This window comes from Oceanospirillum sanctuarii, from assembly GCF_002150805.1.
In the GTDB taxonomy this organism is placed as follows: Bacteria; Pseudomonadota; Gammaproteobacteria; order Pseudomonadales; family Halomonadaceae; genus Oceanospirillum; species Oceanospirillum sanctuarii.
In genome coordinates, this window is sequence record NZ_MTBA01000004.1 from 58,798 (window position 1) to 71,139 (window position 12,342).

At 50.1% G+C, this 12,342-nt stretch carries 11 protein-coding genes; 5 read left to right on the forward strand and 6 right to left on the reverse strand.

The annotated features are described in order from the left end of the window. Positions 1-12 precede the first annotated feature (12 nt). The 3 genes from BV405_RS07255 to BV405_RS07265 all read left to right on the forward strand — a co-directional run bounded on the left by BV405_RS07255 (position 13) and on the right by BV405_RS07265 (position 6,315). A complete protein-coding gene (locus BV405_RS07255; RefSeq protein WP_086480216.1) occupies positions 13-2,349 on the forward strand; it encodes an alpha/beta hydrolase family protein in 2,337 nt (778 codons plus the stop codon). After that, entirely contained in the window at positions 2,336-4,243 is a 1,908-nt protein-coding gene (locus BV405_RS07260; RefSeq protein ID WP_086480217.1) for an insulinase family protein, read from the forward strand. Before BV405_RS07255 ends, BV405_RS07260 begins: the two co-directional genes overlap by 14 nt. A 143-nt stretch (positions 4,244-4,386) precedes the next feature. After that, positions 4,387-6,315 (forward strand): FecR domain-containing protein, encoded by a 1,929-nt coding sequence (locus BV405_RS07265; protein WP_086480218.1) that lies wholly within the window; start codon positions 4,387-4,389, stop codon positions 6,313-6,315. 52 nt (positions 6,316-6,367) lie between these two features. Here BV405_RS07265 and BV405_RS07270 read toward each other — a convergent pair whose 3' ends face one another. Both BV405_RS07270 and BV405_RS07275 read right to left on the reverse strand, forming a co-directional pair. After that, a complete protein-coding gene (locus BV405_RS07270; RefSeq protein ID WP_140054512.1) occupies positions 6,368-6,739 on the reverse strand; it encodes a hypothetical protein in 372 nt (123 codons plus the stop codon). 251 nt (positions 6,740-6,990) lie between these two features. Then, complete coding sequence (locus tag BV405_RS07275; protein WP_086480220.1) at positions 6,991-8,280, reverse strand: NAD(P)/FAD-dependent oxidoreductase; 1,290 nt, start codon at positions 8,278-8,280, stop codon at positions 6,991-6,993. Positions 8,281-8,621: 341 nt separating this feature from the next. On the opposite strand from BV405_RS07275, the gene BV405_RS07280 reads away from it, so the two are divergent. Together BV405_RS07280 and BV405_RS07285 are read left to right on the forward strand one after the other, a co-directional pair. Then, on the forward strand, positions 8,622-9,185 hold the full coding sequence (locus BV405_RS07280) for a lysophospholipid acyltransferase family protein (protein ID WP_086480221.1): 564 nt from the start codon (positions 8,622-8,624) through the stop codon (positions 9,183-9,185). A 29-nt stretch (positions 9,186-9,214) separates the two neighbouring features. Next, the gene (locus BV405_RS07285) at positions 9,215-9,661 is read left to right on the forward strand and encodes a YtoQ family protein (RefSeq protein WP_086480222.1); all 447 of its coding nucleotides are present in this window, start codon (positions 9,215-9,217) and stop codon (positions 9,659-9,661) included. A gap of 45 nt (positions 9,662-9,706) precedes the next feature. On the opposite strand, the gene BV405_RS07290 is transcribed toward BV405_RS07285, so the two are convergent. The 4 genes from BV405_RS07290 to BV405_RS17980 all read right to left on the reverse strand — a co-directional run bounded on the left by BV405_RS07290 (position 9,707) and on the right by BV405_RS17980 (position 12,161). Then, entirely contained in the window at positions 9,707-10,390 is a 684-nt protein-coding gene (locus tag BV405_RS07290) for a YoaK family protein (protein WP_086480223.1), read from the reverse strand. 116 nt (positions 10,391-10,506) lie between these two features. Further along, positions 10,507-11,625 carry a GGDEF domain-containing protein gene (locus BV405_RS07295; RefSeq protein ID WP_086480224.1) on the reverse strand — a complete coding sequence of 373 codons (1,119 nt, stop codon included), beginning with the start codon at positions 11,623-11,625 and terminating at the stop codon, positions 10,507-10,509. A gap of 114 nt (positions 11,626-11,739) precedes the next feature. Beyond that, entirely contained in the window at positions 11,740-11,904 is a 165-nt protein-coding gene (locus BV405_RS07300; protein ID WP_086480225.1) for a DUF2496 domain-containing protein, read from the reverse strand. Positions 11,905-12,029: 125 nt separating this feature from the next. Then, on the reverse strand, positions 12,030-12,161 hold the full coding sequence (locus BV405_RS17980) for a hypothetical protein (protein WP_281251648.1): 132 nt from the start codon (positions 12,159-12,161) through the stop codon (positions 12,030-12,032). Positions 12,162-12,342: the final 181 nt, after the last annotated feature.

Consider the following 12,342-nt stretch of genomic DNA (forward strand, 5'->3'; position numbering starts at 1 on the left):
AGAGGATCGTGAATGGCAGCAGCGCCGGAGCAGTTAACCTATAACACGCTGACACTGGAACAGGTGGTCGCCTCTCAGGCTCAGGTAAGTTTCCCTCTGAGCATGGACTATGGCGACTTCTGGCTGCTGCACGATCCCGAAACAAGCTCTGCCACCCGCCTCTGGTGGTTGCGACTCCCTCAAACAGACGCAGAAAACCTTGATTCAGAAAGCCCCGATTCAGAAAGCCCCGATTCAGAAAGCATCGATTCAGTAAGCACTCAACCTCAGCCAGTTTTACCGGAAAACCACAGCCTGAGAAGCCGTGTTCACGAATATGGCGGCATGCCCTATACCTTAGGAAGTTGCACTGCCCTTCTGCCTGAAACATCTGAACAGACAGCTGCGACAAAGCTACTGGTCTGGGTTGAAGAAGCGGATCAGCAACTGTATTACCTGCCGTTTGATCCGGCTAATTCTGTGCCAGTCGAAACATCCCAGCTGAACTGCTTAAGTGATTGGACAAAGGAACTATCCGATCAGAGCAGATCCTTCCGTTACGGTGAACCTGTTTTGCATCCGAGTCTGCCCTGGGTTATCGCTATCGAAGAAGAGCATACGCAGGATTCGGTTATCAACCGACTGGTTGCATTTCATCTGCTAAGCCATCAACGGAAAGTGCTGGCAGAAGGCACTGATTTCTATAGCAGCGCAACTCTGAGTCCTGATGGCGAACAGCTAGTTTGGGTGCAATGGCATCATCCCCATCAGCCCTGGAGCGCCAGCCAGCTGGCAACACTGAGCGGCGCATTCGGGGAAGTTCTCGAAACCCATGACCTACCGGAGCATATAATCCTGCTGGATGGCGAGAACGCCTCTTCACATTGCAGCCTGCAACAGCCCAGATTTTGCCCTAACGGCCAGCTCTATTTTCTGAGTGATCAGAATGGGTTCTGGGGCCTTTATCGTTTTAAAGAATATCGTTTTAGAGGGTATCGCTTTAAAGAGTCTAGTTTGAAAGAGAACGGACTTAGCTCAGACGCTCCCAACATTAACGCCAACACTAATACTGACTTTTCCACTGACATCAGTATTGAAGCGGTTTACACCCCACAAGCTGACTGTGGTTCTGCCCCCTGGCAGTTTGGTAATCGTCATTTTCAGTTTCATCAAACCGACAACCAACTCAAACTGATCCTGACGCAATGCACTCAAGGATTATGGCAGCTGTTAGAAGTGGCGCTTCCTGATAAGAGCCAGGGTGAATCACCAGATGCCAGACCACTAGTTGCACTGTCAGAAATGCAAGCAGATAAACACAGTTTTTTCTCTTACCTGAGCATCGCTTCAGAAACGCAGAATCATCTTATCTGCCTGACCGCAGGCTCGAACCGCACCCTGCATCTGGCCCGATTCGATCTGAAAAAACAGAAACCGGAAGTGGTTGAACTCAGTCCAATCACCGCCTTTGCAGAACTTGCAAATTCACCTCAACCGGAACGGCTCAGCCTGAAACTGCCGGAGCATCCGGTGTACGGTATTTTCCACCCAAGTCAGAAACTTCACTCTGAATCGGATGCTAAATCAGGTTCCGAAAACGAGCAGAATCCCTTACTGATCATCACTCATGGCGGACCGACAAGTTGCGCTTTTCCGGGACTTCAGCTGATCGTTCAGTTCTGGTGTCAGCAGGGCTTTAACGTGCTGGAGCTGGATCACAGAGGTAGCACAGGTTATGGCCGTGCCTACCGTGACCTGCTTAAGGGCGAATGGGGCGAAGCCGATCTGGAAGACGCCCGCTTATTCAGCCATTACCTGCAACAGAAACGCGGTATCTCAGCAAACAAGGTGGCGATACGGGGGCACAGCGCAGGTGGTTACACCTGTATGCGCGCGGCTGCTCTGGGTTATTTTGATGCTGTGGTGAGCCTGTACGGCATCAGTGATCTGGAGCGCCTTGCAGCCAGCACGCACAAGTTTGAGTCCCACTACCCTGACTGGCTGATAGCCGCTGCTGACAGCCATCAGATGCTGTATCAACTGCGCTCACCGCGCTTTAACCTCTGTCAGCAAAACCAACATCCGGCGCTCCTTATGTTTCAGGGCGGTCAGGATAAGGTGGTTCCACCGGATCAGAGTCTGCAGTTTAAAAGTGATTACCAGAATGTCGGCGGTTATTGCGAGCTGGTGCTTTATCCGGAAGAGGGTCACGGCTTCCGCCAGTATGAAAACCGACTGGATCAGCTGAACAAAGAATTGGCTTTTTATCGCCAACAGGGAATTTTAGCGCAGGATGCATCACCAGATCAGAAGCGAGCTACTGAACTAAATCCTGACTCATCAGCTGAGCATTCCCATGAGCATCAATAATCCCAACCTTCTTCATCTAAGCCCATCCGATGATAACTATTGCCGCGTCATCATTACCATCCCATTTGGCAGCGGACATGAGCCAGAGGAATGGCTGGGGTTAGCGCACCTTCTGGAACACGCTCTATTTCTGGGTAGCCATGCGCTGCTTCTGGGAAGCCATACCCTGCCGGAAGGTTTATCAAAAGCCAATTCGGGCTCAATATCAGAACTTGCCGCAGGCGAGCTTCAGGGATTGATGGCGCAACAGGGTATTCGTATCAACGCCTCAACACGACTTGAACAAAGCTGTTATATGATCGAATGCCTGCCGGATCAGCTTGAAGAAGCCTTTACCCGGCTCTGTCAGCTGATCTACACGCCGATATTTTCAGCCGAACAGGTGATTTCTGAGATCAGTATTATCGACGGCGAATATCAGGCCTATTGCGAACATCCTGCTCAGCAGCTGCTTAATCTGATGCAAACTCAGGCTCATCCTGAGCACAGCTTTTACCGCTTTCTGGCGGGCAACCGAGCAAGTTTAGGGCACGATGATCCCGAGCTACTCAAACAGCTTAATCTCTGCTTTCAGCAGGGGTATCTGCAACAGACCGCCAGTCTTTATATCGAACATCCTGAAGGTTCGGACTTTGAGCCCCAAAGCAAAGTCCTTTACGAACAGTTAGAAGCGATTCGTCAGCATGCAATCAGAGAACATAGCGAACAAAGTAAGCAGTCACTCACTCCTAATCATCAAGCTCTATCAGATCAGGACAAACCAGCTTCACCACCTCTCTTCTGTGGCCAACAGACTTTTCTCTCCGTAACCGATCAGCCGGTCATTCAGTGGATCTGGCCGGTCAGCAACCCCTCTATCAATGAGCTTTTGTTAACATTCGGGACACCGGATCAACTGGCAAAAGCTCTGCAAATCCCCGGCGAGCACTCACTATCTTTGGCTATGCAGTGGCAACAGCAAGCGGCTCTTCTGGTTGAAACCAGTATTCCGGAATCCGCAGATACGCTGAAGAAGATTCAGGTTCACGCTCAGGAGCAACTGGAGCTTTTACAGAAAAGTATGCGACAAGGGTGCGATGCCCTGATTGCTGATGCGGACAATATAGAAGAGCTTGCCGAAGACACTGCCTCACAACCCAAAAGACCAGCCCTTCTGAGGGCAACCGAAACCGCCATTCAGTATCACTATGCAGCTCTGTTTAGCAGTTTTATATGGGAAACCAAAACCGGCAGAAAAGAGATACAGACCGAAGCGATTAAGGCTTTGTTAAACGCTTTGGATCAACCGCCAGCGGTTACGCTGATCAGCCATCCGGGATTAGGGCAGCTTAAACTCGATCAGGCAGGATTGGATTATCAATCCACAGCGTTTTTCCCAACCCGCTATTTGGCAGCCAATCTTTTAGCGCCAGCCGGGTCAGAGGGTCATGCCTCGAAGATGCTCACTCAGCAACTGGCCTATCCGAAAACTACAAGTCTGATGCCTTTCAGGGCCGTTATGCAGAAGCTGGCAAAAACCAAACTTACCCAGGATCAGCATGAGATTTGCTTTCACCACACGACTCCAAGAAACCACGCGGCTGTTCTCTGGCGAGATATAGCAAGCTTGAATTTAGGCAACTATCCCGAGTCACAATCAGCAGAAGATCTTTGCAGCGAACTTTATCCAAGGTTCTACCAAAAGTTGAGAATCGAGCAGCGTATCGGCTATATCGTGCAGGTCATGCCTTTCCCGCTTGAACAAGCAGACAAGGCCAATGAAAAAAAGCAGGGCATCGCTTTTCTGATACAAAGCGCCACCCACTCCGGCAAACAGCTGCTTCAGATTCTGAACAATGAATTGGAAACAGTTAGCACCACCAATGCTGACAAATCGACGTGTAACAACTCATAACATTCATAGAAAACACCTTTTATTCAAAAATCCGATATCATAGCCGGACTTAAGTATTTGGGGCTACTGGCATTCTGTTTGTTAGCTGAGGGTTATGCCCTCTCCCATTACGGATTTACCTGTTCGGAACCGGATCGCTGTTAATGATATTTGACCGAAATACACCACGCCTGCCCAATGCCGTCATCGGCTCTTTATGGCTAATCGCCTTTAGTATTCTTTTACTGACCTCGTTACAGGTACAGGCGGAAGAGCAACCCATCGCCACCATCTACAGCACCAGCGGTGACGTACAAGTCATTGATTCAAAAAACAAAAGCCAGCCAGCTCAATTAGGCCAATCTCTGATTGAGGGGGAAGCGGTACGTACGGGCAATGATGGTAAAGCAGCGCTTAAAGTTCAGGATGGCAGCACCTTCCGCGTTCGTCCGAACAGTCTGGTTCCCATCGATGGCCGCCTGACCCGGGACAAGGCCGTCGGTACAGTGCTTTTTGTACACGGCAAGGTTGAGCTGATTTCACCGGATGGTCTGTACCGCAGAACGGTTAAAGGCGGCAAAGTTTATCAGGGTGACGTGATCACTACCGGCACAGCCAGTAGCTTACAGCTGGATATGATTGATGGCGGTTATTTTGCCGTACGCCCGGACAGTAAGGTCGAAATCAATGATTACGTCTACCAGCAAAAAGAGACTGATAAAGTAACCGCTACCCTGTTACGCGGGGGCCTGCGCTCAATTACCGGTGCCATCGGGCAAACCAATAAGCGCAACTTTGCATTGAAAACCCCGGTGGCCACCATTGGTATTCGCGGTACCGACCTTGAGATCTACTACCTCTCAGAACAGGATGCAGCCCAATACACAGCGCAGACCGGCAAAGCCACCGAAGCCGGTAGTTACCTGAAGGTGAAATCCGGTGAAGCAGTCCTGAAAACCGACGTTGCGGAACAGACCGTTAAGCCCCGGGAAATTGCCTATACCACCAGTGCAGCTGTCGCTCCCGTATTTGTTCCTGTTGAAGAAGCGGAAGAGAATACTCCGCCAGTCTTTGAAGCAGAAACCTACGAAGAGCCGATTCCCGGTAAAAACGAACCGGAAGAAGAGGATAAACCCTGGCCGATCTATTTTAAGAGCTCAGCTTCTACAGGAATCAGTCAGGCCAGCCGCTATTACAATGTTGATCTGAACGATTCCGAAATCAGCACTTCAACACTGCCTCTGGTTGGCCGGAAGGCGAATAAGGCAGACGGCACCACCAGCAACCCGGAAGCAACCTACCTGAACCTCGATATCGAAGGCAGCATGCACTATCTGCCTTTCGATAATACCGACCTCTACATTGGCGGAATGATCGGCAAACGTTACGCCGACGAAGATCAGGATATTAATCTCATTTCGATACGGATGGGGGCTCAAGTTGAATTTGGCGAACGAGTCACTCTATCTGCCAAATTCAGACATCATCTTGCTGAGTCCGCATTCACAGAAGATCTGGCTGTCGGTGATATCAATCAGCAACCTGAGTCGGGTTACGAGATCGATCAGCTGGTAGCACGACTGGATTTCAACCTCATACCTACTCTGGATCTCTTTACCCAGTTCCATGCTTCTACATTACGTTGGGATGAACCCTACAATGATGGATCAATGGCTTACTTTGATCGCAAGGAAAAGGAGCTGAATATGCTGGAAGTTGGCGGGCGTTACCACTTCTCGCCATTAATGAGCCTGACGGCAAGTCTGGTTGGCGGCGAGTCCATCAGCCCTTATTACATCAATACGACCCGCTATGAAGAGAAAGAGGAGCTTTCAGGTTTCAAATTGAAAGCCGAAACAGGTATAGGGGCAGTAAAACTCTTTGCCGCTGCAGATCAATTTAAAGCAGAAGGTACTGACACCAATACCAATAGCAGCGATATACAGGTGCTGACGCTGGGTGGCGAGATGAGCTTCTCAGAACAACTGGTGTTGAAAGCTGCCAGCCGTCACATGTCCGTTGATAACAGCGACAGCTATGATGGAACCGAAGAGGCAGACTTAACCCAAGTAAGTCTGCGTTATCACTTCTGAGCCGGAAGTTATAAAGATTTGTACTGAAAAGAGCGCTGTTAAGGCGCTCTGATCAGCGTTTGGCTAACTCTTCAGCCAACTGCTGGCAGGGTTGAGTCGGGGCTGAGCCGGCTACCAGCTGATCACAACTTTGAGACAGCATGCTGTCGATGCAGGCCTCTGCCCGACGCTCTATATGCAGGTCACGTACGGGCGGCAAGTCACCTTTGATCGAGCTGCAGACGCTTCCCAAGCTTTGTTTCAGTGCTTGCTGGCTTTCCTCCGGCAGGTTATCGGCATCCAGATGTTGCCAGGCACAGCTCTGAATTCTCTGACATAGCTGATCACCCTTGGCATCCAGCGTCACGCCCTTGGTTAGACCCTCAGCCTGAACAAAGGAAGAAACCGCCACTGTCATCAATACCAGCAAAGTGCTTATTCGCATTTTCACTTCCGCCTATCCCTGATACTCAACGCCATCTCAGATCTGAACATTGAAAATCATAGTGACAGAAGCAAACGCGAGCCAACAGTGTTTTTATGCAACAAAGTTTCACAGACACCGGCAGTCCTAACGGAAGTCAATGGTGTGCTGTTCCGTTACAAAACCAGAACCTATTCCAAAGCTTTGGATAAAAAAATGCCGGACATAAGGTCCGGCATTTTCGTTTCTACGCTAAAAATTTGAAGAGTAAATCAGTGCAGTTTCATCTTAGGTCGAACCACCTTGCCCAGCTTCTCTGCCAGAATCACCAACATCGCTTTTGGCCAGCCATGAATGGCGATCTGGTGCATGCGATAGAGGGAGATATAAACAAAGCGTGCAATTCGTCCCTCGATAAACATGCTGTTACCGGTCAGATTACCCATCAGGCTTCCCACTGTGCTGTAACGACTCAGGTTTACCAGAGAACCATGGTCTTTATAAACATAAGGCTTCTGTGGATCCCCCTTGGTCAGAGCAATAAGGTTAGCCAGCACGCACTCCGCCATCTGATGCGCTGATTGCGCCCGTGGCGGTACCCAGGAACCATCCGGCTGTTCACAGGCACAACAATCGCCAATCACCCAGATATCATCAAAACCTTTGGCCTGAAGGGTTGGTTGCACCAGAATCTGGTTGTTGCGGTTGGTATCAAAAACACCCAGACGGTTGACGAAATCCGGTGCTTTCACACCTGCCGCCCAGATCATCATATCCGCCCTGATCACTTCATCTTCCGCGGTCACAAAGCCTTCTTCTGTGGCTGAAGCAACACGAACCGATTCACGAACATTAACCCCCAGACGAACCAGTTCTTTACGGGCTGACAGAGAGATACGCTCCGGCAGTGCCGGCAGAATTCGAGGCCCTGCTTCAATCAGACTGATCTTCAGCTGCTGCGCCGTCATCTGCGGCAGGCCATAGGATTTCAGCAGATCCGCAACGTGATAAAGCTCCGCCGAAAGCTCTACACCGGTTGCCCCGCCACCAACAATGGCAATATCCAGATTATCGGCAGAAGCCTTCTGGTTAATACGCAGGAAGTTATTGATAAGGCCGTGGTGGAAGCGCTCAGCCTGAGCGTGGGAGTCAAGAAAATAGCAGTGCTCTGCCACACCCGGCGTGCCAAAGTCATTACTGACACTACCAATCGCCAGCACCAGCTTGTCGTAGGAAAGCTTTCGTTCCGGCAGCACCTGATCCCCTTCACTGTCGAAAGAAGGCGCTAAGGTGATGGTTTTGGCTTCGGTATCAAGATCGCAGAATTCACCCAGCTGGAAGGTATAGCCGTGTTTAGCGGCATGGGCGTGATAAACCACACCATCCGTACTGGTGTCGAGAGATCCTGTCGCTACTTCGTGTAGCAGGGGTTTCCAGATATGAGTCCGGTTTTTATCAACCAGGGTAATGTTCGCTTTGCCTTTGCGGCCAAAACGACGTCCTAATTGGGTGGCCAGTTCAAGCCCACCGGCTCCGCCTCCTATGATGACTATCTGTTCCATGGTTTTTTCCTTACTAATGATATGGGACTAAACCCTGCGAAATCAGGTGATTCAGTCCCATGTCATCAACAGAAACGCTAAACGGCCAAGCCGCTGGTGTCCTTATCTAGTTTCTGACCAAACTCCATGTCATACCATCCTGCCTGAGAAGGTAAAAATCAACCAAAACCTGAACTTTAGTCGTAATCAGCGCTCTATACCTGTTGGCTTAACAGCCCTGATTCGCCCACCCTAAGCTGAACATATATCTGTATCTGCACTTATATCTGTAGGGTAAGTGGCTATAATAGCGCCCGTCTATACTCAGCAAGTGATACCTTTAACCGGATTCTCATAGCCCTATGCACAAAACGATATTCACCACCCCCGTTATCCGTCATATCTTCTACTGGTTCTCAGTGATTACGCTGAAGCTGACCGGGTGGAAAATCGAGGGTGATTCCAGAACCATTCCGGATAAAGCGATGTTTGTGGCCGCACCCCATACCACCAACTGGGACCTGCCCTATGCCCTGATGCTGGCGTTCAAACTTCGCTTGCCAATCTACTGGATGGGTAAGACCTCGATCTTCAAATTTCCCTTTGGCGGCATCATGCGCTGGCTGGGCGGTATTCCGGTAGAACGCAGCCGATCAACTAATCTGGTGGATGCCATGGTGCAGCGCTTTCAGGCCGAGGAGAAACTACTGGTGATCATCGCTCCGGAAGGCACCCGTAAAGACGTCGCCGAATGGAAAAGCGGTTTTTATCATATCGCCCATGGCGCAGGTATTCCTCTGGTGCTCGGCTTTATTGACTACCCCAACAAACGGGGCGGTGTAGGTCCACTGTTTCAGACCTCCGGAAATTACGAGAAAGATCTACTGGAGATTAAAGCCTTCTACACCCCCTTCCGCGGCAAATAATTCAGAAAACCCTAAGGAGCGAAACAAGCATGAACTGGAATGTTTATCTTTCTGGCGAGATCCACACCGACTGGCGTGATCAGATTGAAGCCGGTGCCCGTGAGCGCGGCCTGCCAATCACCTTTACTTCCGCCTGCACGAATCACGAAGCCAGCGATGCCGCCGGTGATGTACTGGGCGAACAGAATGACAGCTTCTGGCGTGATCACCAGTCATCCAAAGTAAACGCGATCCGCACCAAAAACCTGATTGAAAAATGCGATATCGCCGTGGTTCGTTTCGGTGACAAATACAAACAGTGGAATGCTGCTTTTGATGCCGGTTACCTGGCGGCACTGGGCAAGCCTTATATCACCCTGCATGATGAAAGCATTATTCACCCACTGAAAGAAGTGGATGCCGCGGCAATGGGCTGGGCAAAAACGCCTCAGCAGGTGGTTGAAGTGCTGGCTTATGTCGTCGCCAGTAAAGCTTAACCAGGCCGATAAAATCGGATAGTTAACGAATGATGTCAGAAGCGATTAACCCCGCTTCTGGCGTCTTACATCCCGCAGGCGCTTCAGGCGATAAAGCCGGTAAACCAGCGCTAATAACAAACAAAAACCGATCGGTAACAGCAAAGCAAAAAACTGATAGCGCTCGAACAACGCGCCGCCTGCAGTACCACCCAGGACAAAACCTGCAATCAGCAGAGAAAACAGCAAAGCCTTGCGTCGGTCAAAACCTCGCCCCTTCAAACTTTGCCCCAGCATAATTCCCAGATCCGTTACGATGCCGGTCATGTGAGTCGTACGAACTACAGCACCGCTGTACGTGGTTGCCAGCGCATTCTGAACACCACAGGCCGCCGAAGCGAGATAATGCCCATAAAGCAAACCTTCATTGAGAGACCAAAGGGTAGCTACCAGTAATAAGGCTTCTATCAGCAGCAGAGAATCGTAGTGACGCCCGAGTTTCAGAGAATTACTGTTCAGCATAAGACCGGAGATGGCCGCTCCAACAAGAAAGCTTACGACCACCCCCAGAAGGTGCAGCGAATCCAGCGGAGAATCGACCCATTGGGTTCCAAGAAGCGTTGCCGTGCCGGAGACGTGGGAAACCGCCTGGTGCTTAAAGCCCAGCAAGCCGACCGCGTTAACACAGCCCGCAATCAGCGCCAGCAGAAAAGCACCGGCTTCCACCCATTTCGGTAAACGAGAGATCAAACCCTGCCCTCTTTGCGGATAAATTCGATTACCGCAAAGAGGGTAACAAATCTGACCGGGCTTCCCCATTGGGTGAAAGTGGTAACAGCAAGGCTGAAAAAACGGGCAATAACCGGTTAAACCGCCATCTTTTCCGTTTCAGCGTACTGTTGCTTCTGAGAAAAAATCCGGTTGCGCCCCGCATCCTTTGCGGCATACAGCAGGTGGTCGGCTCTTTGCATCAGCAGATCCCGGCTTTCCCCTTCATGACGTTCAACAACACCAGCACTAAAGGTTACTGCACCATGTTCTAAAGTGTTCTCGCAGAGCGCGTCTGCCAGACCCTGAATCTGATCAACAGCCTGCTCTTCAGACATAGGCAATAAAAGAACAAACTCTTCACCGCCTAAACGAACCGCCAGACCTTTATTGTTCAAAGCCACCCGGTTCAGCTCTTTGGAGTAGAAACAAAGTACCTCATCACCGTAACTGTGGCCAAAACGATCATTGAGTTTTTTAAAGTGATCCAGATCGAGAATCGCCAGAGAGAAAACAGCCCCGCGCCCCTTCAGAGAATCCAGATAGCGATCCATCGCCCGGCGGTTATGCAAACCCGTTAGCGGGTCCTGCTCGGAGAGGATTCGGAGCTGGTCCGCCAGATGCTCGGCCTTGTCCCGCTCCAACCGGTAACGACGTGAATAACTGCCCATCATCATCAGCAACAAGCCCGCGGTCACCACAAAGCTAAAACTCAGATCCAGCGCCCGGGTCAGTTCATCCGGATAACTAAAAATCAGCTCAGGATGGGTTAGGTCGAGCCACATCAGTATCAGGGGTATTACCACGGCAAGACTGATCCCCAGTTTGCGGTAAACACCAAAGTCCCGGAATGCCACGCTGATATAAGCCAGTGTACAGAGGTTCAGAAAATAGGTCGGACCCGCAAGCCCGGCGTTATAGACCCAATTAATGGGTAAAGCGACCAAAACCAGAAGAAACATAAAAATCAGCGCCATTCGCCGGTACTGATTATGAAACCGGGAGCGATACCAGATCCCCATGATCAGTACGAATAAAGCCAGCTGGGCGTAGGAGAGAATGATATCTGCCGTTTCAAAGATGTAGTTGAAGACGCTGCAGGCCAGATAGCCGAAACCACCCACCAGAAGTACGGCATGATGGGTATATTGATAAGGGGATAATTTATTGCCCAATAAAAAATAAAGCAGCTGATCGAGCGGGGATTTTACTGGCATGAAATAACCTTGCTTCTCAAAAGAAGATCCTTGTAATCCGGTATCGGAGTGGATTGTGCCCTGCAAAATGCAAGGTTAGTACCGAACCGGCATCCTTGTAACACTTGGTCAGATTTACTCAGAATCTGACTGAGCTTCCGCCGCTATTTTCGCTCTGACATCCTTCAGAACGATCTCCAGCGCCTGCTCAGCAATACGGTTATCGATTTGATTGGTTTCCAGGAGTTCAATCAGGTCCACTGCCAGCTTGATATGATCCGGTGCCGTTTCCAGAGACATCAGGCTTTCCTCGCTTTTATCAAAGGGATGACATCATACCTTGCCGCTTATCCGGCGAAAAGCAGGCAAAAAAATGCCTCCTGCACCGGCAGGAGGCATTTTTTGATCTCATAAACTAAAGCTGATTACTTACCGCAAGGCACGCAGGTTTTATCCCCGTAGTAATTATCCTTGTAGTTACACTCAAGGTTTCTCTGATCTGAAACCTGATCTGGTTTGGCTTTCTGAGTCTGAACTTTCTTAATCAGATCTGACATAACACTTCTCCCCGCCCGATAAAAACGGACGCTGAACTAACAGATAGATCACCGACAGTTAGATGAGCTCTATGCTTAGTGATCAGCTCCTCACCGCCTACTGTGATCACTATAGACAGCGACCTGCTATGGGTGAAATTGTCAGTTTCGATCTGAAGGATAGGAAATACCTATAGCCACC